Annotated in this window: 19 protein-coding genes; 11 read left to right on the top strand and 8 right to left on the bottom strand. The window is 71.4% G+C overall.

The window, feature by feature from the left end; all coding sequences use genetic code 11:
• Positions 1–199: 199 nt before the first annotated feature.
• Positions 200–544, bottom strand: coding sequence for a DUF3817 domain-containing protein (locus NLX86_RS01685; RefSeq protein WP_254369717.1), 345 nt, complete (start codon positions 542–544; stop codon positions 200–202).
• A 232-nt stretch (positions 545–776) separates the two neighbouring features.
• On the opposite strand from NLX86_RS01685, the gene NLX86_RS01690 reads away from it, so the two are divergent.
• The 4 genes from NLX86_RS01690 to NLX86_RS01705 all read left to right on the top strand — a co-directional run bounded on the left by NLX86_RS01690 (position 777) and on the right by NLX86_RS01705 (position 3,395).
• The gene (locus NLX86_RS01690; protein ID WP_254369789.1) at positions 777–1,370 is read left to right on the top strand and encodes an AIM24 family protein; all 594 of its coding nucleotides are present in this window, start codon (positions 777–779) and stop codon (positions 1,368–1,370) included.
• Positions 1,370–2,020: an AIM24 family protein gene (locus NLX86_RS01695; RefSeq protein ID WP_254369718.1), complete on the top strand. Its 651-nt coding sequence runs from the start codon at positions 1,370–1,372 to the stop codon at positions 2,018–2,020. Before NLX86_RS01690 ends, NLX86_RS01695 begins: the two co-directional genes overlap by 1 nt.
• Positions 2,017–2,790, top strand: coding sequence for an AIM24 family protein (locus NLX86_RS01700; RefSeq protein ID WP_254369719.1), 774 nt, complete (start codon positions 2,017–2,019; stop codon positions 2,788–2,790). Before NLX86_RS01695 ends, NLX86_RS01700 begins: the two co-directional genes overlap by 4 nt.
• Before the next feature lie 128 nt (positions 2,791–2,918).
• A complete protein-coding gene (locus NLX86_RS01705) occupies positions 2,919–3,395 on the top strand; it encodes a MarR family winged helix-turn-helix transcriptional regulator (RefSeq protein WP_254369720.1) in 477 nt (158 codons plus the stop codon).
• 418 nt (positions 3,396–3,813) lie between these two features.
• Here the strand turns inward: NLX86_RS01705 and meaB are convergent, their stop codons facing one another.
• Together meaB and NLX86_RS01715 are read right to left on the bottom strand one after the other, a co-directional pair.
• Positions 3,814–4,770, bottom strand: coding sequence for a methylmalonyl Co-A mutase-associated GTPase MeaB (meaB, locus tag NLX86_RS01710; RefSeq protein WP_254369721.1), 957 nt, complete (start codon positions 4,768–4,770; stop codon positions 3,814–3,816).
• 35 nt (positions 4,771–4,805) lie between these two features.
• A complete protein-coding gene (locus NLX86_RS01715) occupies positions 4,806–6,002 on the bottom strand; it encodes an acetyl-CoA C-acetyltransferase (protein ID WP_254369722.1) in 1,197 nt (398 codons plus the stop codon).
• A gap of 137 nt (positions 6,003–6,139) precedes the next feature.
• Between NLX86_RS01715 and mce the strand changes: the two genes are divergently transcribed.
• The 5 genes from mce to NLX86_RS01740 all read left to right on the top strand — a co-directional run bounded on the left by mce (position 6,140) and on the right by NLX86_RS01740 (position 14,135).
• Entirely contained in the window at positions 6,140–6,568 is a 429-nt protein-coding gene (gene mce, locus NLX86_RS01720) for a methylmalonyl-CoA epimerase (RefSeq protein WP_254369723.1), read from the top strand.
• Positions 6,569–6,752: 184 nt separating this feature from the next.
• On the top strand, positions 6,753–10,718 hold the full coding sequence (scy, locus tag NLX86_RS01725; protein ID WP_254369724.1) for a polarized growth protein Scy: 3,966 nt from the start codon (positions 6,753–6,755) through the stop codon (positions 10,716–10,718).
• Between the two features lie 180 nt (positions 10,719–10,898).
• Complete coding sequence (locus NLX86_RS01730; RefSeq protein ID WP_254369725.1) at positions 10,899–11,837, top strand: cellulose-binding protein; 939 nt, start codon at positions 10,899–10,901, stop codon at positions 11,835–11,837.
• A gap of 331 nt (positions 11,838–12,168) precedes the next feature.
• Positions 12,169–13,305: an ABC transporter ATP-binding protein gene (locus tag NLX86_RS01735; protein WP_254369726.1), complete on the top strand. Its 1,137-nt coding sequence runs from the start codon at positions 12,169–12,171 to the stop codon at positions 13,303–13,305.
• Positions 13,302–14,135 (top strand): ABC transporter permease, encoded by an 834-nt coding sequence (locus NLX86_RS01740; RefSeq protein WP_254369727.1) that lies wholly within the window; start codon positions 13,302–13,304, stop codon positions 14,133–14,135. Before NLX86_RS01735 ends, NLX86_RS01740 begins: the two co-directional genes overlap by 4 nt.
• A 29-nt stretch (positions 14,136–14,164) precedes the next feature.
• Here NLX86_RS01740 and NLX86_RS01745 read toward each other — a convergent pair whose 3' ends face one another.
• Positions 14,165–14,500: an ATP/GTP-binding protein gene (locus NLX86_RS01745; protein ID WP_254369728.1), complete on the bottom strand. Its 336-nt coding sequence runs from the start codon at positions 14,498–14,500 to the stop codon at positions 14,165–14,167.
• A gap of 216 nt (positions 14,501–14,716) precedes the next feature.
• Here NLX86_RS01745 and NLX86_RS01750 point away from each other — a divergent pair, with 216 nt between their 5' ends.
• The gene (locus NLX86_RS01750; RefSeq protein WP_254369729.1) at positions 14,717–15,751 is read left to right on the top strand and encodes an LLM class flavin-dependent oxidoreductase; all 1,035 of its coding nucleotides are present in this window, start codon (positions 14,717–14,719) and stop codon (positions 15,749–15,751) included.
• Positions 15,752–15,812: 61 nt separating this feature from the next.
• Here the strand turns inward: NLX86_RS01750 and NLX86_RS01755 are convergent, their stop codons facing one another.
• Entirely contained in the window at positions 15,813–16,205 is a 393-nt protein-coding gene (locus NLX86_RS01755) for an SCO5389 family protein (RefSeq protein ID WP_254369730.1), read from the bottom strand.
• Positions 16,206–16,414: 209 nt separating this feature from the next.
• Between NLX86_RS01755 and nucS the strand changes: the two genes are divergently transcribed.
• Entirely contained in the window at positions 16,415–17,086 is a 672-nt protein-coding gene (gene nucS, locus NLX86_RS01760; RefSeq protein ID WP_254369731.1) for an endonuclease NucS, read from the top strand.
• A gap of 22 nt (positions 17,087–17,108) precedes the next feature.
• On the opposite strand, the gene NLX86_RS01765 is transcribed toward nucS, so the two are convergent.
• The 3 genes from NLX86_RS01765 to NLX86_RS01775 form a co-directional block, all read right to left on the bottom strand.
• Positions 17,109–19,739: an ATP-binding protein gene (locus NLX86_RS01765; protein ID WP_254369732.1), complete on the bottom strand. Its 2,631-nt coding sequence runs from the start codon at positions 19,737–19,739 to the stop codon at positions 17,109–17,111.
• Positions 19,740–20,028: 289 nt separating this feature from the next.
• Entirely contained in the window at positions 20,029–20,352 is a 324-nt protein-coding gene (locus tag NLX86_RS01770) for an STAS domain-containing protein (protein WP_254369733.1), read from the bottom strand.
• A gap of 156 nt (positions 20,353–20,508) precedes the next feature.
• Positions 20,509–21,357, bottom strand: coding sequence for a 3-hydroxyacyl-CoA dehydrogenase family protein (locus NLX86_RS01775; RefSeq protein WP_254369734.1), 849 nt, complete (start codon positions 21,355–21,357; stop codon positions 20,509–20,511).
• Positions 21,358–21,399 lie beyond the last annotated feature (42 nt).

Below are 21,399 nucleotides of genomic sequence, written 5' to 3' on the forward strand. Positions count from 1 at the left end.
CCTCGCGCCGGTACGGCCACCAGGTGCGCCGGGTCCGCGAACTCGCCGAGGGGGGTCGCGGAGAGCACCCGGTTCAGGACCGTCTCGATCTCCTCGATCCACAGAGCGAGGACGACCGCCCTGGCGGGCGCGAGGCGCGGCTGCGTGCGTGGAGGCCGGGGGCTCAGGGGTAGGTCGGGCGAAGGTCACGCGGCGGCGGTCACGCGGCGGCCGCGGCCGCCTTGCGGGCGTGCGCGGCGACGACCTGCTCCCGCTCCTCCTCGCGCAGCATCTTCTCCGCGTAGAAGCCGCCGAACGGGATCAGCGAGAGCACGAAGAGGATCAGCGGGCGCTTGGCCTGCCACTTGGTGCGGTTCCAGGCGTCGGCCAGGAAGACCAGGAAGAGCAACACGAGCACACCGTGGACGGCGCCCATCACCGGAACGGCGTTGAACTCGGTCGTGCGCTTGAGCACGGAGCAGACGAGCAGCAGCAGATACGACACCGCTTCGACGGCGGAGACCAGTCGCAGGCGTCGGACGGCAGAGGCGGTCTTGATGTCCACAGGGGCACCTTCGGTATGGCTGTTTGTGAATGGGGGCACAAGCTCGGTCCATTGTGGCACCGGGCTTTACCGATCATTTGCGCAGGGTGGACTTGTGGGGCAACTGGTGGGATCAGGGGCCCGTCAGGGGTGATCTCGTCCGAAGGGCCCTGTTCGCCGCCCGCTTCGCGCGGATATCTTCGACCCCGTGGCTCAGTTCAGACTCCAAGGCAGCAAGGTGCTGGCCGTCGACATGACCGGCGACGCCGTCAAAGCGAAAAACGGCTCGATGGTCGCCTACGACGGCCAGATGGCCTTCAAGAAGATGTCCGGCGGCGGTGAGGGCATCCGCGGCATGGTGACCCGGCGCCTGACCGGCGAACAGATGGTGATGATGGAGGTGAAGGGGCACGGCACCTGCTATTTCGCCGACCGTGCAACCGAGATCAACCTCGTCAGCCTGCACGGCGAGAAGCTGTACGTCGAGTCCAGCAATCTGCTGTGCACCGACGGCGGCCTGCGGACCGGCACCACCTTCACCGGCCTGCGCGGCGGGGCGACGGGCAACGGCCTGTTCACCACGACCGTCGAGGGCACCGGGCAGGCGGCGATCATGTCGGACGGCCCGGCCGTCGTGCTGCGCGTCAGCGCGCAGTACCCGCTCCAGGTCGACCCGGGCGCGTACATCGCGCACACCGGCAATCTGCAGCAGCACTTCCAGTCCGGAGTGAACTTCCGCACCCTCATCGGCGAGGGCTCGGGCGAGGCCTTCCAGATCCGGTTCGAGGGCGAGGGTCTCGTGTACGTACAGCCCAGCGAGCGCAACACCATCGGGGGCGACATCTGATGCCGTTCCGCGAGATCAACTCGAAGATGGTCGAGGCACAGGTGCTGCCGGGCCAGAGGATGTACAGCCAGCGCGGCGCCATGCTCGCGTACAAGGGCGACGTCAGCTTCACGCCCGACATCCAGGGCGGCCAGGGTGGCGTCATGGGCATGATCGGCCGGCGGGTCGCCGACGAGGCCACCCCGCTGATGTCGGTCGAGGGAGCCGGCACGGTGATGTTCGGCCACGGCGGCCACCACATCCAGGTGATCAACCTGGCCGGCGACACCCTGTACGTCGAGGCCGACCGGCTGCTCGCCTTCGACGGCACGCTCCAGCAGGGCACGATGTTCATGGGCTCGCAGGGCGGCGTCATGGGCATGGTGCGCGGCCAGGTCACCGGCCAGGGCCTGTTCACGACGACGCTGAAGGGCCATGGCGCGGTCGCGGTCATGGCACACGGCGGCGTGATCGAACTGCCGATCACCCCGCAGCGCCCGGTGCATGTGGACCCGCAGGCGTATGTCGCCCACCACGGCGACGTACGCAACAAGCTCTCCACCGCGCTCGGCTGGCGCGACATGGTGGGGCGCGGCTCGGGCGAGGCGTTCCAGTTGGAGCTGTCGGGCAACGGCGCGGTGTACGTACAGGCCTCGGAGGAGAAGCTGTGAGTGGTCCTGTCGTGTTCGATCCGCACACGCTGCCGTCGGACGACAACGTCAATCCGTACACCTTCTGCGTGGAGCTCAAGGGGAGCCAGTGGTTCCTGCAGAAGGGCAAGATGATCGCCTACTACGGGCGCATCGACTTCAACGGCATCGGCCACGGCCGGTTCGACCGGCTGCTGCGCACCAGCTTCCACTCGCCGCTGCACGCGAGCGACTGGGTGGTGGCGGAGGGCTCCGGGAAGATGCTGCTCGCGGACCGCGCCTTCGACGTCAATTCGTACGACCTCGAGAACGGCAACCTGACCATCCGCTCCGGCAATCTGCTGGCCTACCAGCCGACGCTCGCGCTGAAGCAGTCGATCGTGCCGGGCTTCCTGACCCTGATCGGTACGGGCAAGTTCGTGGCCGCGTCGAACGGCCCGGTGGTCTTCATGGAGCCGCCGATCCGGGTGGACCCGCAGGCGCTGGTGGGCTGGGCGGACTGCCCCTCCCCGTGCCACCACTACGACCACGGGTACATGCAGGGCGTCATGGGCGGGCTGCGGGCGATGACGGGGATCGGCGGTACGTCGGGCGAGGAGCACCAGTTCGAGTTCGTCGGAGCCGGCACGGTGCTGTTGCAGTCGACCGAGCTGCTGATGGCCGAACAGGCGGTAGGCGCGGTTACGAGCCAACCGGGGGTCCCCGGAGGACAAGGAGCCCCAGGTCAGCACGGGTCCAACCCCCGGCTTCCCGGTCAACTGGGGGACCTCCAGCGTCGCTTCGGCCTGTGAGCGGTAGTCTGCGGAGTGTGACGTCGAACGTCTGCGCCCTTGTTCGTGCTGTCGGGGGTGGGTGCGGGTGCCCGGCGTCACACTTCCAAACTTCGTCCGGCTTTCAACTTCTTAGGTAGAATCCATACATGGAGACCGAGACGGCCACCCGCTGGCTGAGCGATGCCGAGCAGTGCGCATGGCGTACCCACCTGGACGTCAGCAGACTGCTGATGCACCAGCTCGAGAAGGACCTCCAGCCGTTTGGCCTGACCAACAACGACTACGAAATCCTGGTCAATCTCTCGGAGTCCGAGGACCGACGGATGCGGATGAGTGACCTCGCCACCGCGACCCTGCAGTCGAAGAGCCGCCTCTCCCACCAGATCACGCGCATGGAGAACGCGGGGCTGGTGCGCCGCGAGAACTGCGAGTCCGACCGCCGTGGGCTGTACGCGGTCCTGACCGACCAGGGCATGGAGACCATGCAGCACGTCGCGCCGCACCATGTGGCGTCGGTGCGGCGGCACTTCATCGACCTGCTCTCGCCGGAATCGCTCGCGGGTCTACGCGAGTCACTCACCCCGGTGGCGGAGCATCTGCGGGGGCGCCGCGGCAAGCCGTAGCCCGGCGGGCGGGGCGGGGCGCGGTTGCCGGCCGCAGGCCGGTGGGGGTGCTCCCCGCGCTACGCGCGGGCCCCCTCCCACCCGCCCGCCCGTTCGGCGGGCGGGCGGGTGGGTCACCGTTTCCCGCGGGTGGCCGGACGCCGTCGGCGGCCGCAGGCCGGTGGGGCTTTCCCGCGCTGCGCGCGGGCCCCGTTCAGCGGAAACGGGTGCGTCACCGTTTCCCATGGGTGGCCGGACGCCGTCGGGCGGCCGCAGGCCCGCAGGCCTTTCCCGCGCTGCGCGCGGGCCCGCTCGGCGGAAACGGGTGCGTCACCGTTTCCCGCGGGTGGCCGGACGCCGTCGGGCGGCCCCGCGCTGCGCGCCGCGAGTCCGCCCGTTCTCTGTGGGTGGCCGGGCGCCGTCTCCGGCCGGAGCGGTGTTACGCCGTGATGCTGGCTACCAGTTCGTCCGCCGCCGCGTACGGGTCCAGGTCACCCGCCACTATGCGCTCCGCCAGGGCGCCCAGGCGGCGATCGCCGTGCAGGTCGTCGATCCGTTCGCGGAGCGCCGTGACCGCGATGGTTTCCACCTCGTGGGAGGCCCGCCGTACCCTGCGCTCCGCGAGTACGCCGCGCTCCTCCATCCACGCGCGGTGCTTCTCCAGCGCCTCGACGACCTCGTCGATGCCCTCGCCCCGCGCGGCGACCGTCTTCACGATCGGCGGCCGCCAGTCGCCCGCCCCCCGGGACTCCCCGAGACCGAGCATGTGGTTGAGCTCGCGGGCCGTCGCGTCGGCGCCGTCCCGGTCGGCCTTGTTGACCACGTACACATCGCCGATCTCCAGGATGCCGGCCTTCGCGGCCTGGATCCCGTCGCCCATGCCGGGCGCCAGCAGCACCACCGAGGTGTCGGCCTGGGAGGCGATCTCCACCTCCGACTGGCCGACGCCCACCGTCTCCACCAGCACCACGTCGCAGCCGGCCGCGTCCAGGACGCGGATCGCCTGCGGGGCGGCCCAGGACAGCCCGCCCAGGTGGCCGCGGGTCGCCATCGAGCGGATGTAGACGCCGGGGTCGGAGGCGTGCTCCGACATCCGGACGCGGTCACCCAGCAGCGCGCCGCCGGAGAACGGGGACGACGGGTCGACGGCCAGTACGCCGACCCGCTTGCCGGCCCGCCGGTACGCCGACACGAGCGCCGACGTCGAAGTCGACTTACCGACACCCGGCGAGCCGGTCAGGCCGATCACGTACGCGCCGCCCGTCAGCGGCGCCAGCTCGGCCATCACCTCGCGCAGCTGCGGGGACGCCCCCTCCACCAGTGAGATCAGCCGGGCCACGGCCCGCGGCCGGCCCTCACGTGCCTGGGCGACCAGTTGGGGGACGTCCACCGCCATGCGTGCTGCGCTCCTCTACGTACGAAGTGACCGGACTACGGGACGCGGATGATCAGCGCGTCACCCTGGCCGCCGCCACCGCACAGCGCCGCCGCGCCGACACCGCCGCCGCGCCGCTTGAGCTCCAGCGCGAGGTGGAGCACCACACGTGCGCCGGACATGCCGATGGGGTGGCCCAGGGCAATCGCGCCACCGTTGACGTTCACCTTTTCCGGGGACACCCCGAGGTCCTTCATTGACTGGACGGCGACCGCCGCGAACGCCTCGTTGATCTCAATGAGGTCGAGGTCCGCGACCTCCAGGCCCTCCTTCTTCAGCGCGTGCGCGATCGCGTTCGAGGGCTGGGACTGCAGCGAGTTGTCGGGACCCGCCACATTGCCGTGCGCGCCGATCTCGGCGATCCACTCGAGCCCGAGCTCCTCGGCCTTCGCCTTGCTCATCACCACGACCGCCGCCGCACCGTCGGAGATCTGCGACGAGGTACCCGCCGTGATCGTGCCGTCCTTGGCGAAGGCGGCGCGCAGCTTGCCGAGGGACTCGGCAGTGGTCTCGGCGCGGATGCCCTCGTCCTTGGCGAAGACGACCGGCTCGCCCTTGCGCTGCGGGATCTCGACCGGGGTGATCTCGGCCTCGAACAGGCCGTTCTTCTGCGCGGCCGCGGCGCGCTGGTGGGACTGGGCGGCGAACTCGTCCTGCGGGGCGCGCTCGATGCCCAGCCGCGTGTTGTGCTTCTCGGTGGACTCGCCCATCGCGATGTTCTCGAAGGCGTCGGTCAGGCCGTCGTACGCCATGGCGTCGAGCATCTCGATCGCGCCGTACTTGTAGCCCTCGCGGGACTTGGGCAGCAGGTGGGGCGCGTTGGTCATGGACTCCTGGCCGCCCGCGACCACGATGTCGAACTCACCGGCGCGGATCAGCTGGTCGGCGAGCGCGATGGCGTCGAGCCCGGAGAGACACACCTTGTTGATGGTCAGCGCGGGGACGTTCATCGGAATGCCGGCCTTGACGGCCGCCTGGCGGGCGGGGATCTGGCCGGCGCCGGCCTGCAGCACCTGGCCCATGATCACGTACTCGACCTGGTCGCCGCCGATCCCGGCCCGGTCGAGGGCGGCCTTGATCGCGAAGCCGCCGAGGTCGGCGCCGGAGAAGGACCTCAGGGAGCCGAGCAGCCGACCCATGGGGGTACGGGCGCCGGCGACGATCACGGAAGTGGTGCTGTTCGTTCCAGACATGAGGCGCGGCCCCTTGGGATGAGGAGTGAACGAGGGTTTACATCAATGTACTGAGCGGCACGCGCTCGGGTCACCGGTCGGCGGGTGTGATCGCGCGCACGTTGCGTAACCACCTGTGCGAGCGGTGCACTGGACCCATGCTGACTCGAATCGACCACATCGGGATCGCCTGTTTCGACCTCGACAAGACTGTCGAGTTCTACCGTGCGACATACGGCTTCGAGGTCTTCCACACGGAGATCAACGAGGAACAGGGCGTGCGCGAAGCCATGCTCAAGATCAACGAAACGTCTGACGGAGGCGCCTCCTACCTGCAGCTTCTCGAGCCCACCCGGGACGACTCCGCCGTGGGCAAGTGGCTGGCCAAGAACGGCGAGGGCGTCCACCACATCGCCTTCGGTACGGCGGACGTGGACGGCGACGCCCAGGCCATCCGCGACAAGGGGGTACGCGTTCTGTATGACGAGCCGCGCATCGGTTCGATGGGCTCCCGCATCACGTTCCTGCACCCCAAGGACTGTCACGGCGTCCTGACCGAACTCGTCACGTCCAACGCGGAGCACTGACCTCCGGATTCCCTGGCCGGTAGAGTGGCGGTCGGCTCGGCCGGGGGTTGGTGCTGAAGTCGGGGTCGGGGACTGTGCGCCGTACCCCGGCGTCGATCTGACACCATTCACCGGGGCGCCGTTCAGCGGGCGGACGGAGCCCGTTGGGAGAGTCTTGCGACCAGGGGACGGATGGGACCGCGCAGTGCGGGGCTACGAACGCCAGGAGAGCCACCAGGCCGAGGCCGACCACCTCTCGCGGTTCGAGGCCGAGATGGACCGGCTGAAGACCGAGCGGGAGAAGGCCGTCCAGCACGCCGAGGACCTCGGCTACCAGGTCGAAGTGCTGCGCGCCAAGCTCCACGAGGCGCGTCGCAACCTGGCCTCCCGCCCTTCCTACGACGCGGCGGACATCGGCTACCAGGCCGAGCAGCTGCTCCGTAACGCCCAGATCCAGGCCGACCAGCTGCGCAACGACGCCGAGCGCGAGCTGCGCGACGTGCGGGCGCAGACCCAGCGGATCCTTCAGGAGCACGCCGAACACCAGGCCAGGCTCCAGGCCGAACTGCACGCAGAGGCGGTCAGCCGGCGCCAGCGCCTCGACCAGGAGCTGTCCGAGCGCCGGCAGACCGTCGAGGCGCACGTCAACGAGAACGTCGCCTGGGCCGAGACACTGCGGGCCCGTACCGAGTCGCAGGCCCGCCGCCTCCTCGACGAGTCCCGGACCGAGGCCGAGCAGGCCCTCGCCGCCGCCCGCGCCGAGGCCACCCGGCTCGCCGAGGAAGCCCGTCACCGCCTCGGCTCGGAGGCCGAGGCGGCCCGCGCCGAAGCCGAAGCCGTCCTGCTGCGCGCCCGCAAGGACGCCGAGCGCCTGCTGAACGCGGCCTCCACGCAGGCACAGGAGGCCACTGACCACGCCGAGCAGCTGCGCACCTCCACGGTCAGCGAGTCGGACCAGGCCCGCCGGCAGGCCGCCGAGCTGAGCCGGTCCGCCGAGCAGCGGATCCAGGAGGCGGAGAGCGCACTGCGGGAGGCCCGCGCCGCGGCCGAGAAGGTACTCGCCGAGGCCAAGGAGTCCGCGGCCAAGCAGCTGACGTCGGCGGAGTCGGTCAACGAGCAGCGCACCCGTACCGCCAAGGCCGAGATCGCCCGGCTGGTCGGCGAGGCCACCACGGACGCCGAGGCAGTCAAGGCCGAGGCCGAGCAGGCCCTCGCCGACGCCCGCGCGCAGGCCGAGCGGCTGGTCGCGGAGGCCGGCGACAAGGCCCGTACGTCCGCCGCCGAGGACACTGCGGCACAGCTCGCCAAGGCCGCCCGTACCGCAGAAGAGGTGCTCACCAAGGCGTCCGAGGACGCCAGGGCGACCACTCGCGCGGCCGGCGAGGAGGCCGAGCGGATCCGCCGCGAGGCCGAGGCCGAGGCGGACCGGCTGCGCGGCGAGGCGGCCGAGCAGGCCGACGAGCTCAAGGGCGCGGCCAAGGACGACACCAAGGAGTACCGGGCCAAGACGGTCGAGCTCCAGGAGGAGGCGCGCCGGCTGCGCGGCGAGGCCGAGCAGCTGCGCTCCGAGGCGGTCGCCGAGGGCGAGCGGATCCGCGGCGAGGCCCGCCGGGAGGCCGTCCAGCAGATCGAGGAGGCGGCGAAGACCGCCGAGGAGCTGCTGACCAAGGCGAAGGCCGACGCCGACGAACTGCGCAGCGGTGCGACCGCCGAGAGCGAGCGCGTCCGTACGGAGGCCATCGAGCGGGCCACGAGCCTGCGCAAGCAGGCCGAGGAGACCCTGGAGCGCACCCGCGCCGAGGCCGACCGGCTGCGCGCCGAGGCCGAGGAGCAGGCGGAGCGCACCCGCGCCGAGGCGGAGGACGCCGCCCGCGAGCGCCGCGAGGAGACCGAGCGGGCCGTGGCCGCCCGCCAGGCCGAGGCCGCCGACGAGCTCACCCGGCTGCACACCGAGGCCGAGCAGCGGGTCGAGACCGCCGAGCAGGCGCTGGGCGAGGCGCGTGGCGAGGCCGAGCGGATGCGCCGCGAAGCGGCCGAGGAGAGCGACCGGCTGCGCGCCGAGGCCGCGGAGCGCATCCGCACCCTCCAGGCGCAGGCCGAGGCGGAGGCGGAGCGGCTGCGTGACGAGGCCGCGGCCGATGCCTCGCACTCGCGTGCCGAGGGCGAGTCCGTCGCGGTACGGCTGCGCAGCGAGGCGGCCGCCGAGGCGGAGCGGCTGCGTACCGAGGCCCAGGAGACGGCCGACCGGGTGCGTTCGGAGGCGCGGACGGCCGCCGAGCGGCTGGCCACCGAGGCCGCCGAGACGCTGGCCGCCGCCCAGGAGGAGGCCGCGCGCCGCCGCCGCGAGGCGGAGGAGACGCTGCACGCGGCCCGTGAGGAGGCCGAGCAGGAGCGCGGCCAGGCCCGCGAGCAGAGCGAGGAGCTGCTGGCCTCCGCGCGCAACCGGGTGGCCGAGGCGCAGACCGAGGCGCAGCGGCTGGTCGAGGAGGCGGACAGCCGGGCGACCGAGCTGGTGGCCGCCGCCGAGCAGACCGCGCAGGCGGTACGGGACTCCGTGGCCGGCCTCCAGGACCAGGCCGAGCAGGAGATCGCCGGGCTGCGCAACACCGCCGAGCATGTGGCGGAGCGTACGAAGACCGAGGCGCAGGAGGAGGCGGACCGGGTCCGCGCCGACGCCTACGCCGAGCGCGAGCGCGCCAGTGAGGACGCGGGCCGTGTCCGGCGCGAGGCGCGGGAGGAGACGGACGCCGCCAAGGCCCTTGCCGAGCGCACCGTTTCGGAGGCGATCGCCGAGTCCGAGCGGCTGCGCGCGGACTCCTCGGAGCAGGCCCAGCGGATGCGTACCGAGGCCTCCGACGCGCTGGCCGCGTCCGAGCGGGACGCCGCGCGGTCCCGCGCCGAGGCCCGCGAGGACGCCAACCGCATCCGTTCGGAAGCCGCGAGCCAGGCCGACCGGCTGGTCGACGAGGCGACGGCGGAGGCCGAGCGCCTCACCGCCGCGGCCGCCGCGGTCCTGGCCGACGCCGAGCGGGACGCCGCCGGCACGGTCGACGAGGCCCGCGCCGAGGGCGGCCGGCTCCGCGGTGACGCCGCCGAGCAGGCCGACCGGCTGATCGCCGAGGCCATCACCGAGGCCGAGCGGCTGGAGGCGGAGACCCGGGCCACGACCGAGCGCGCGATCGGCGAGGCCACCAACGAGGCGGAGCGGCTGCGCGCCGAGGCGGCCGAGACCGTGGGCTCCGCGCAGGAGCACGCCGCCCGGACCCGTTCCGAGTCCGAGCGGGTCAGGGCGGAGGCGGCTGCGGAGTCGGAGCGCCTGCGGTCCGAGGCGCGCGCCGAGGCCGAGCGCACGCTCGACGAGGCCCGGCAGGAGGCGAACAAGCGGCGCTCGGAAGCGGCCGAGCAGGTCGACCGGCTGGTCACCGAGGCCGCGTCGGAGGCCGAGAAGCTCACCTCCGACGCCCAGCAGGCGGCGCACGCCGTGGCAACCGCCGCGGAGGAGCAGGCAGACACGATGGTGGGCGCGGCCCGCCAGGAGGCGGTGCGGATCACCTCCGAGGCGACGGTCGAGGGCAACACCCTGGTGGAGAAGGCCCGGACGGACGCCGACGAGCTGCTGGTCGGTGCCCGTCGCGACGCCACCGCCATCCGGGAGCGGGCGGAGGAGCTGCGTACCCGTATCGAGGGTGAGATCGAGGAGCTGCACGGCCGCGCCCGCCGCGAGTCCGCGGAGCAGATGAAGTCGGCGGGCGAGCGCGTCGACAAGTTGGTGAAGGCCGCCACCGAGCAGCAGGCGGAGGCGGAGGCGAAGGCCAAACAGCTGATCTCCGAGGCGAGCAGCGAGGCGAGCAAGGTCCGTATCGCCGCGGTGAAGAAGGCCGAGGCGCTGCTCAAGGAGGCCGGGCAGAAGAAGGCCGAGCTGGTACGGGAGGCCGAGCGGCTGCACCGCGAGGCGGAGGCCGAGGCGCAGCGCACGGTCGACGAGGGGAAGCGCGAACTCGATGTGCTGGTCCGCCGCCGCGAGGACATTCAGGCGGAGATTTCCCGTGTCCAGGACGTACTTGAGGCGTTGGAGTCATTCGAGACGCCTGCGGGGGGCACCAAGGACAGTGTCAAGGCAGGTGCGGCAGCAGGGTCAACTCGTTCGAGTGGCAAGACATCCGAGGGCTAGCCATTGCCCGTTTCCTGTGCTCCGCAAACATTCAGCCTTACGAGTGGCAAGCGCTCCGGCGGTTCGCCACTCAAAAGGAGTGTCATTCTCCAGATCAAACGGGCATTGGCTCGATGACACGCCGCTCCGGCCCCTAGGATTCCCCCTATCACCTCACCGGTCTCATTCGACAGGAACCCCATGAGCGACACTTCCTCCCCCTTCGGCTTCGAGCTCGTGCGGCGTGGTTACGACCGCGGTCAGGTGGATGACCGCATTACCAAGCTCGTCGCCGACCGTGACAGCGCCCTGTCCCGTATCACCTCTCTGGAAAAGCGCATCGAGGAGCTGCACCTCGAGACGCAGAACGCCCAGGCCCAGGTCAACGACGCCGAGCCGTCGTACGCCGGCCTCGGCGCGCGTGTCGAGAAGATCCTCCGGCTCGCCGAGGAGGAGGCCAAGGACCTGCGCGAGGAGGCCCGTCGGGCCGCCGAGCAGCACCGCGAGCTGGCCGAGTCGGCCGCCCAGCAGGTGCGCAACGACGCCGAGTCCTTCGCCGCCGAGCGCAAGGCGAAGGCCGAGGACGAGGGCGTCCGGATCGTCGAGAAGGCGAAGGGCGACGCGTCCACGCTGCGTACCGAGGCGCAGAAGGACGCCTCGTCCAAGCGCGAGGAGGCGGACGCGCTCTTCGAGGAGACCCGCGCCAAGGCCGCCCAGGCCGCCGCGGACTTCGAGACGAACCTCGCCAAGCGCCGCGAGCAGTCCGAGCGCGACCTGGCGTCCCGTCAGGCCAAGGCCGAGAAGCGGCTGGCCGAGATCGAGCACCGCGCCGAGCAGCTCCGTCTCGAGGCCGAGAAGCTGCGCACGGACGCCGAGCGCCGGGCCCGCCAGACGGTGGAGACCGCGCAGCGCCAGGCCGAGGACATCGTGGCCGACGCGAACGCCAAGGCCGACCGGATCCGCAGCGAATCCGAGCGCGAGCTGGCGGCGCTCACCAACCGCCGCGACTCCATCAACGCCCAGCTGACCAACGTCCGCGAGATGCTCGCGACGCTGACCGGTGCGGCGGTCGCGGCGGCCGGTTCCCCGGCGGACGACGAGCCGATCTCCCGCGGCGTCCCGGCGCAGCAGACCCGCTAGGGACCGAATCCGGTGCGCTGGTTCCTGCGCACCGGGGTCCCTGCCCGCTTCGCGGCCTGGGGGGTGTCCGGCGGATCAGGGTCGGATAGGCCGCACCAGACGCCGCGGCCCCGGCCAAGATCCGCCGGACACCCCCTGACTAAGCCCCCTGCCCCCTTCCGGCGGCGGGGGGCTTTGCGCACCCGCGGCCGTAAGCCGAAAGGATTCCCGCTCGGAATGATCAACAGGATTACGATCTTCGAAACCCGGTGCGAGAACGGAACCGTCAACGGCCGGATATCCTCCTAACCCTTATGGGGCGATGGCCGCCCCGCCTGGCGAGGGGCGGAGAATGATCGAGGCAGTCGGCCTGACGAAGCGCTACGGCGCCAAGACGGCCGTGTACAACCTTTCCTTCCAGGTGCGGCCGGGGTCGGTCACCGGGTTCCTCGGCCCCAACGGCTCCGGCAAGTCCACCACCATGCGGATGATCCTGGGCCTGGACCAGCCCACCGCCGGCCATGTCACCATCGGCGGGCATCCCTTCCGCAAGCTTCCCAACGCGCCCCGCCAGGTCGGGGCCCTGCTGGACGCCAAGGCCGTGCACGGCGGCCGGCACGCCCGCAACCACCTGCTCTGCCTCGCGCAGCTGTCCGGCATCCCGGCCCGCCGGGTGGACGAGGTGCTGGGCGTGGTCGGCCTCCAGGACGTGGCCAGAAAGCGTTCCCAGGGCTTCTCCCTCGGCATGGGCCAGCGGCTCGGCATCGCCGCGGCGCTGCTCGGCGACCCGCAGGTGCTCCTCTTCGACGAGCCGGTCAACGGCCTCGACCCCGAGGGCATCCTCTGGGTCCGCAATCTGATGAAGCAGCTCGCCGCCGAGGGCCGTACCGTCTTCGTCTCCTCGCACCTGATGAGCGAGATGGCGCTGACGGCCGACCACCTGATCGTGATCGGCCGCGGCCAGCTGCTCGCCGACATGAGCGTCAAGGACTTCATCTCGCACAACTCCGCGGACTTCGCGCGGGTGCGGACCCCGCACACCGAACCGCAGCAGCGCGAGAAGCTGACGGCCGCGCTCACCGAGGCGGGCGGGCAGGTCATGTCCGAGCCCGACGGGGCGCTGCGCGTCACCGGACTGCCGCTGCCGCGGATCAGCGACGTGGCGCACGACGCGGACGTACGGCTGTGGGAGCTCTCCCCGCACCAGGCCTCGCTCGAGGAGGCGTACATGCGTATGACGCAGGGCGCCGTCGACTACCGCTCGACCGACGACCCGCGGGTCGGCCTCCAGCAGCCCGTCCCGCCCGGGTACGCCCCGCAGATGATGCCGCCGCCCGAGATGCCGCAGCAGGGCTGGTACGCACCGCCGCCCCCGCAGCCCGGCGGCCGGCCGTTCGCGATGCCCGCGCCGATGGCGCCGCCCGCGATGCCCGCGACGCCGGGCGAGAATCCGTACATGACCAAGAGTGACAACGAGGACGCCCGATGACGACCCCGTACCAGCAGCAGGCCCCGGCGGGGCCGGGCTACACCTCGCCGATCCCGGTGACGTCCGCCCACCTGGGTCATGCGCTCGCCTCGGAGTGGACGAAGATCAAGTCGGTCCGCTCGACGATGTGGACGATCGGCATCCTGCTGTTCCTGGTGATCAGCATCGGGCTACTGGCCGCCCTTCAGACCAGTGACTCCGACTTCTCGGACACGCCGTACACCGTGCCCGCCCTCTTCGGGCTGCTGCTCGGCCAGATCTGTGTCATCACGCTCGGCGTGCTGGTCGTTTCGTCCGAGTACGGCACCGGAATGATCCGCACCACCTTCACCGCCTCGCCGCAGCGCTGGCGCGTGCTGGCCGCGAAGTTCATGGTCTTCTTCGTGCTCACCTTCGTCGTCACCGCGTTCGCGATCGCCTTCGTCGGCATCGTCACCGCGGCCGTGCACAGCGGACCCGAGGCCCGTGCGACCACGGGCTCGGAGTGGGCGAGGACCGTGCTCGGCGGCAGTCTGTACGTGACCCTGCTCGGCATGCTCGGCCTCGCCGTCGGCTCGATGCTGCGGCACTCGGCCGGTGCGATCACCACGATGCTGGGGGTGGTGCTGGTCCCGGCGATCATGCCCGCGTTCCTCTTCATCTGGGAGAGCACCCGCGCGGTGGCCGAGAGGGTCATGGAGTACAACGCCCCGAACTCACTGTCCGCGATCTTCACCCTCCCGATGACCGGCGACGAAGGCAACGGCATGAAGCAGCTCACACTGCTGGCCGTGATCACCGTCGTAGCGATGGCCGGATCGTTCGCCCTGCTGGAGAAGCGGGACGTCTAGGCCGTCCGGACCCGGCAGACCGGCCGGGCTCAGTACCTGGGCGCGTTACGGGACCGCTGCACCCGCGTGGTGCGGCGGTCCTTCGCGTTCCAGCAGGCCTTGTGCCAGTGCCGGCGGTCGTCCACCCCGCCGCCGTACTGCGGCCAGGCCACCACATGCGGCACCCCGGAGGGGATCTCCTGGTCGCATCCGGGACAGCGGTAGCGCTTGCCGGCGGCACTTGCCCCGCTGACGTGGCGGACCAGCCACTCCTCGCCCTGCCAGTCCTCGGTGCGCTCCAGTCCGTAGCGGTCCCCCGCGCCGGCACCGGTGTCACGCTCGGTCGGATTCTCGCCGCCTCGGGGGCGGTTGCGGCGCGGTGACACGTATACCTCACTCGGCGGGCGGTCCGGACGGTTTCACTCCAGCCTACGCGGAGCGTCCTCGGGTACGCGCATGGTGACGACGGGGGCCAGTGGCACCCTGAGGGACGATTCCCCGACAATCTCAATAACTTCCCTATTTGGCCGTGCCTTTGGCACGTGTCAGACGTTATTGCCAGTGGGGGGAGTGCCGCGTCGGCCGCAAGGAGGCAGAAGGCGATGCGCGTTGGAGCTTTTGTACTGGCCGCCCAGTTCCCGGGCCAGGGACAGGGGGAGGCACTGCACCGCGCGGTGCGGACCGCCGACCTGGCCGAGGAGTCAGGGCTGGATTCCGTATGGCTCGCCGAGCACCACTTCGTTCCGTACGGCGTATGTCCGTCCGCCGTGACGCTGGCGGCGCTGCTGCTCGGCCGCACCCGGCGGATCCGGGTCGGTACGGCGGTGAGCGTGCTGCCGACCGCGCATCCCGTGGCGGTCGGCGAGCAGGCCGCACTGCTGCACCTCACGTCCGGCGGACGCTTCACGCTCGGCGTGGGGCGCGGCGGGCCATGGGTCGACCTGGAGGTCTTCGGCGCGGGCCTGGAGGCGTACGAGAGCGGCTTCCCGGAATCCCTCGACCTGCTGCTGCGCTGGCTGCGCGAACCCCGTGTCTCGGCTGGGGGGGAACGATTCGCCTTCCGCGAGGTGGCCGTCGTACCGCGTACGGACGAGCTGCTCGGCGGCGGGGCGCCCGGAGGGCCGGAAGTGATCGTCGCCTGCACGTCCCCGGCGAGTGTGCGGCTGGCCGCCGAGCGCGGGCTGCCGATGCTGCTGGGCATGCACTGCGGTGACGAGGAGAAGGCCGGCATGGTCGAACTCTGGCGCAAGTCGGCCCTCGCCGCCGGGCGTTCACCGGACGAGGTCGCCGCGGCGGGCCATGTCTCGGCCGGGGTGGCGCAGATCGCCGACCGTACCTCCGACGCGGCGGAGGCGCTCGTCAAGGCGATGCCGGGCTGGCTGAAGCAGGGGCTTGACGCCCATGTGACCCTCGACGGCCGGCACCGGCAGATGCGGGACCCCGTCGCCTACACGGAACTGCTCTGCCGACTGCATCCGGTGGGCACACCGCGGCTGGCCGCCGACCGGCTGGCGGCGACAGCGGAACGTACCGGCATCACGCGGTTCGCGCTGCTCGCCGAAGGATCCGGCGATCTCGCGGCCACGGAGGAGAACGTACGGCGTCTGGGCGCCGAGGTCCTGCCCCGCCTCGGCTGACGCGGATTGCTGCCGCTCCGGTATCAGACACCTCCAGCGATACGGAGCGGCAGCGAAGGTCCTAGCAGTCCCGCAGTTCCGGCGACTGGTTGAGCAGCTGGCCCCTGATGGAAGTGAAGCGGGCGAGCCGCTCGTCCACCGATGAATCCAGCGGGAACACCGCCAGCCGGTGGCAGTTCTGGAATGCCAGACGTACCCCGAAGTGCCGCTGCAGCGCACCACGTATCGCGTCACTCGCGAGGGCACGCAGAAGCTGGCCACGTGCCTGCTCGTCCGGCGGCGGCGTCTGGTTGTCGGCGAACTCTCCGCCGTCCACCTTCAGCTGTGCCACCAGAGAGCTGACCATCTCCCATGCGTAGGGCAGGGAGGTCCGGACGCAGTCGACGAAAGCGGATTCGTCGACCTCGCCTCGCTCGGCCTGTTCGAGTAGGGCCGGTGAGACGTCGAGCGACATGGGTTCTCCTCTCGCGACCCCGGTGACGGGGTCTTACGGGCAGGGAAGGAGGACGACGACGCAGAGTGCACGTTCGACGACCTCCCGCTTACACGGTAAGCGCGCTGTCCGAACCGCACCAGGAGAATGCACACACAACCAGCCAATAACGAACGGGGCCTTCAGGGCGAATCGCGTGCACCACGCCCCGTCGAGTAGCGTTGCCGACCATGCGTCTCGTCATCGCCCGCTGCTCCGTCGACTACGCGGGCCGGCTCACCGCCCACCTGCCCTCGGCACCCCGTCTCATCCTTGTGAAGGCTGACGGCAGTGTCTCGATTCATGCGGACGACAGGGCGTACAAACCGCTCAACTGGATGTCGCCTCCGTGCACGCTCAGAGAGGGCGCAGGGGACGAGACGGGCGTGTGGACCGTGGTGAACAAGGCCGGCGAGAAGCTGATCATCACGATGGAGGAGGTCCTCCACGACTCCTCGCACGAGCTCGGGGTGGACCCGGGGCTCATCAAGGACGGCGTGGAAGCGCACCTCCAGGAGCTGCTCGCCGACCGAATCGAGACACTTGGTGAGGGTTACTCACTGATCCGCCGCGAATATCCCACCGCCATCGGGCCGGTGGACATCCTGTGCCGGGACTCCGACGGTGCGACCGTGGCGGTGGAGATCAAGCGACGCGGCGAGATCGACGGCGTGGAACAGCTGACGCGGTACCTCGAGCTGCTGAACCGCGACCCGCATCTGGCGCCGGTCCGGGGCGTGTTCGCGGCCCAGGAGATCAAGCCGCAGGCGCGGGTGCTCGCCACGGACCGCGGGATCGGCTGTGTCGTCCTCGACTACAACGCGATGCGCGGCATCGAGGACGACAAGCTCCGGCTCTTCTGACCGGCCTCCGGGCGAACCTCGGTCAGGACGCGCTGCCCGAGGGATTCGTGCCGCCGCTGGACGCCCCTGAGGTCGTGCCGCCGCCCGCGCCGCCGCCATCCGTTTCTCCGGTGGTCGTCCCGCCGGTGGTGTCTCCGCTGGTCGCGCCTCCCGCGGCCGGGTCGCCCGTGGTCGGATCACCCGTCGTCGGGCCGCCGGTGGACGGGTCGCCTGTCGTCGGGCCGCCGGTCGAGGGGCCACCCGTGGTGGGACTTCCGGTCGTCGGACCGCCCGTGGACGGCCCGCCCGTGGTGGGCTCTCCCGTGGTGGGGCCGCCGGTGGTCGGCCCACCGGTGCTGGGACCACCTGTGGTAGGACCACCAGTTGTCGGCCCGCCGGTGGTCGGGCCACTGGTCGCGCCGGGAGTGGACGGTTGGCCACCGGGCGTAGAAGGGCCTCCCGAGGACTGCCCGCTCCCGCCCGGTACGGGTCCTCCGGACTCACCGGGGCCGGCCGGGTCGGCCGGATCTCCCGGAGCCCGCGTCGAGTCGTCCGTCGGCTCGTCCGCGTTCAGGCCGCCGTCCACGCCGTCGTCTTCGTTCGCCGACTGCTCCGACGTGCCCTTGTCCGGTAGGTCGTTGCCGTCCGACGTCGCGCCGAGCGTCACGACCGTGCCCAGTACGACCGCGAGCAGCGCGCCCGCTCCCGCCGCGACCACGTTGCGGCGAGCGCCGTTCAGGAGCGTGCGGCGGACGCCCGCCAGTCCGGACGAGGCCTTGGACGAGGCCCCGAACGAGGCCCCGAACGAGGCGCCGAACGGGCCCGGCTGCCGGGTGACCAGGGGGGTCGTCTCGCCCGTGGAGTCCGGGAGCCGGAGCTGCGGGAAGGGGGACGGTATGCCGCGCGGCGGCGAGGCCGACTCCTCGCTCCGGGCCGCCGGGACCTCCTCGCCCGCCGGGGTACGTCCGCCGAGCACCAGCCCGCCGGAGCGGTCGGCGACCAGCGCGAGCGCCCGGCGGCCGGCGACCGTGCCGCGCTTGTCGGCGAGGGCACCGCGGAGTCCGATCGAGGCCTCCAGTTCGGCGCGGGCCCGGTCCAGTTGCCCGGCGCACAGCGCCAGCACACCCAACTCGTGGTGGAAGTACGCCTCTTCGGCGACCTCGCCCGCGATCCGTGCGGCCTCCTGGCCCGACCGCAGGATGCGCTCCCAGGCGCCCCAGTGGAGGCCGGTGGCGAAGGCGGGCGCCGCGGTGCGGGCCAGCAGGACGGCGGCACTCGGGTGGCCGTCATCGTCGCCCGGTATGAGCATGCCCATCGCCGCCAGTACCGCGTCCGCCTCGGCCGCGGCCCGGCCGGGGCTGACCGAGGGGTGCCCGGTCCACCAGGCGTAGTGCTGGGCGGCGGTGTGCGCACGGTCGGCGGCGCCCTCCGCGTACCCCATGCCCTCCAGCTGGGTGGCGACGCCCTTGGCCAGCCGGTAGCGCGAGCCGACCGGGGTCAGCAGTCCGCAGCCCACCAGCTCGCCGAGCGCGGCGTCGGCGTGGGTGTCCCCCACCAGGGCCGGGAGGTGCGCCTGGTGCGGCACCTCGCCGCCGAGGGCGACGGCGAACCGCAGCGTGTCGCGGGCGGACTCGCTCAGCCGGGACGCGAGCAGGGCCACAGGGGCCGCGCCCTCAGCGAGGCTGGGCAGCGGGGCGTCGCGGCTGTCCGGGGCGTCGAAGACCCCGGGCTCGTCCTCTTCGCGTTCGTGCGTGTCCGTGCCGCGCAGCGCGTCGCGCTGCCGCAGCAGCGCACCCGCCTGGACGAACCGCAGCGGCAGGCCCTCGGACTCGAACCAGAGGTCGCCCGCCCAGCTCGCCTCCTCGTCGGTGAGCGGGCGGGCTACGGCCCGCTCCAGCAGTTCCAGGGTGGAGCTGCGGCCGAGGCCCCCGAGGAAGACCTCTTCGAGGTGGGAGTCGGCGGACGGCGCGGGAACGTCCGGCGTCGCGGCGACCAGGTAGGCGCATTCGGGCGTCGCCTCGAGGATTTCCTCGAGCGCGCTGCCGCCGAACTCCAGGTCGTCGAGGACGACGACCGCTCCGATGCCGCGCACCCTGGCCGGCAGGGCGGGCTTGTCGGGCCGGTACAGCGGGGCGTCGAAGACGGTGGCGAACAGCGCGTTCAGCAGGTCGGCGGGGCTCTGGCGGTAGCCCGAGAGCCGTACGACTCCATCGGGCGCGAGGTCCGCGCAGTCGGCGGCGACCGCGTCCAGCAGGGCCGTACGTCCGGAACCCGACGGTCCGGTGAGCCGCACCGACCGCCCGCGCGCGAGCAGCCGTACGAGCCGCTCGCGCTCTTCCTGACGCTCCAGCAGCGGGAGTTCGGGGGCCGCGGGACCGGCCGGGATCGGCGGCAGGCCGGCGCGGCGGACGTCGGCGCGGTCCTCGGGGCCGCGCCGGGTGGGCTCGGGCGGCTCCTGACCCGGGCGGCATGGCTCTATCTCGCTGCCGTCGACGGGGTTGACCGTCAGCAGGAAGTCGCCGGAGACGAGCTGGACGACCCGGGCCGGCCCGGCAGCCGAGCTGCTGAGGGCGGGCATCGGCGGCCGCGGCGGGCTGTCCTCCACCGGAGTGCGCTCCGCGAACTCGTCGTTGTCATGGCCGTACTCTTCAGGTCCCCGGTTCTTCGGGTCCATGGTCAAGCCCCCCAGATGCGTCGCGTGCCGTTGCCGTTGCCCCTCCCGGCCTTTCGCACACTCCGCTGTCGCTTCTGGTCCGGTGCCCGCCGCGAGGGTTCACCAATCGGCAGGCGACCGAACCCTAGACCTTCGGACAGTATCCGGGAACACTCGGGGTGCCGCGCGGTCCCAGACGTCACGGTCTCGTGGGGATTGCGGGTAACGCCTGCCTCACACAGGTGCTTCACAGATCCGCCGCGGAGGCTTCAGAGCTGATCAGACCTGTTCAGCCGCATTCAGCAAGCGTTCACACCCGCGGCAGCGACTCCGCCGCGATCCCGCCCTCGATGGCGAGGATGCGGTGCAGCCGGGTCGCCACGAGCAGCCGCTGCATCTGCGGCGGCACCCCGCGCAGGACGAGCCGGCGGCCGGTCCGGCCGGCCCGCCGGTGCGCGCCCATGATGACGCCGAGGCCGGTGGCGTCCCAGGAGTCGAGTTCGGTCAGGTCCAGCACAAGGTCGCCGGCGCCGGCGTCGAGGGCCGCGTGCAGGACCGTACGGGCGTCCGCCGCGCTGCGCACGTCGAGGCGGCCCCCGACGGCCAGTTCGGCGTGGTCGCCCCTGATGTGCATGTGTACTCCCCGGCAGGCTGCGTGCGTGCGTCTGCGTACGTCGTCTTCGAAATCTCTCAATGCAACTGACTGCCTCTGAGGCAGCGAAGTTGCCGTCTGTAAGCGAACCGATACCTAATTCACCCGGTGGGGTGATACCAGAGTGGCCGGTACCGCTCAGTGCTTGTAGAAGCCCTGCCCGCTCTTGCGGCCGATGTCACCCGCGTCCACCATCCGGCGCATCAGCTCCGGCGGCGCGAACTTCTCATCCTGCGACTCGGTGTAGATGTTGCTCGTGGCATGCAGCAGGATGTCGACGCCCGTCAGGTCGGCGGTCGCCAGCGGGCCCATGGCGTGGCCGAAGCCCAGCTTGCAGGCGATGTCGATGTCCTCGGCCGAGGCGACGCCGGACTCGTACAGCTTGGCGGCCTCGACGATGAGCGCCGAGATCAGCCGGGTGGTGACGAAGCCGGCCACGTCACGGTTGACGACGATGCAGGTCTTGCCGACGGACTCGGCGAACTCCCGTGTGGTGGCGAGGGTTTCGTCGCTGGTCTTGTAGCCGCGGACCAGCTCGCACAGCTGCATCATCGGGACGGGCGAGAAGAAGTGCGCGCCGACGACGCGCTCCGGGCGCTCTGCCACCGCCGCGATCTTGGTGATCGGGATGGCGGAGGTGTTCGAGGCGAGGACCGTGTCGTCGCGGACGAGCTTGTCGAGCGTACGGAAGATCTCGTGCTTGACCTCGAGCTTCTCGAACACGGCCTCGACGACGATGTCGGCGTCCGCGGCCCCGTCCAGATCGGTGGTCGTGGTGATGCGCGCGAGGGCCGCCTCGGCGTCCTCGGCCGACAGCTTGCCCTTCGAGACGAACTTGTCGTACGAGGCCTTGATGCCGTCGGTGCCGCGGGTCAGGGCCGCGTCGGTGACATCACGCAGGACGACGTCCCAGCCCGCCTGGGCGGAGACCTGCGCGATACCGGACCCCATGAGTCCGGCCCCGATGACGGCGAGCTTCCTGGCCACTCTTCACATCCCTTGGACTTCTTGGCCTTAACGCCTGTTTAC

It is taken from the genome of Streptomyces sp. A3M-1-3 (assembly GCF_024213665.1).
Classification (GTDB): Bacteria; Actinomycetota; Actinomycetes; order Streptomycetales; family Streptomycetaceae; genus Streptomyces.

Excerpts from the sequence above, each read along its gene's own strand:
- NLX86_RS01690 (WP_254369789.1), top strand. The coding sequence starts at position 777 with ATGACCGGCGACGCCGTCAAAGCGAAAAACGGCTCGATGGTCGCCTAC.
- NLX86_RS01695 (WP_254369718.1), top strand. The coding sequence starts at position 1,370 with ATGCCGTTCCGCGAGATCAACTCGAAGATGGTCGAGGCACAGGTGCTG.
- NLX86_RS01705 (WP_254369720.1), top strand. The coding sequence starts at position 2,919 with ATGGAGACCGAGACGGCCACCCGCTGGCTGAGCGATGCCGAGCAGTGC.
- meaB (WP_254369721.1), bottom strand. The coding sequence starts at position 4,770 with ATGGCGGTGGACGTCCCCCAACTGGTCGCCCAGGCACGTGAGGGCCGG.
- NLX86_RS01715 (WP_254369722.1), bottom strand. The coding sequence starts at position 6,002 with ATGTCTGGAACGAACAGCACCACTTCCGTGATCGTCGCCGGCGCCCGT.
- mce (WP_254369723.1), top strand. The coding sequence starts at position 6,140 with ATGCTGACTCGAATCGACCACATCGGGATCGCCTGTTTCGACCTCGAC.
- NLX86_RS01730 (WP_254369725.1), top strand. The coding sequence starts at position 10,899 with ATGAGCGACACTTCCTCCCCCTTCGGCTTCGAGCTCGTGCGGCGTGGT.
- NLX86_RS01735 (WP_254369726.1), top strand. The coding sequence starts at position 12,169 with ATGATCGAGGCAGTCGGCCTGACGAAGCGCTACGGCGCCAAGACGGCC.
- NLX86_RS01740 (WP_254369727.1), top strand. The coding sequence starts at position 13,302 with ATGACGACCCCGTACCAGCAGCAGGCCCCGGCGGGGCCGGGCTACACC.
- NLX86_RS01750 (WP_254369729.1), top strand. The coding sequence starts at position 14,717 with ATGCGCGTTGGAGCTTTTGTACTGGCCGCCCAGTTCCCGGGCCAGGGA.
- NLX86_RS01755 (WP_254369730.1), bottom strand. The coding sequence starts at position 16,205 with ATGTCGCTCGACGTCTCACCGGCCCTACTCGAACAGGCCGAGCGAGGC.
- nucS (WP_254369731.1), top strand. The coding sequence starts at position 16,415 with ATGCGTCTCGTCATCGCCCGCTGCTCCGTCGACTACGCGGGCCGGCTC.
- NLX86_RS01765 (WP_254369732.1), bottom strand. The coding sequence starts at position 19,739 with ATGGACCCGAAGAACCGGGGACCTGAAGAGTACGGCCATGACAACGAC.
- NLX86_RS01770 (WP_254369733.1), bottom strand. The coding sequence starts at position 20,352 with ATGCACATCAGGGGCGACCACGCCGAACTGGCCGTCGGGGGCCGCCTC.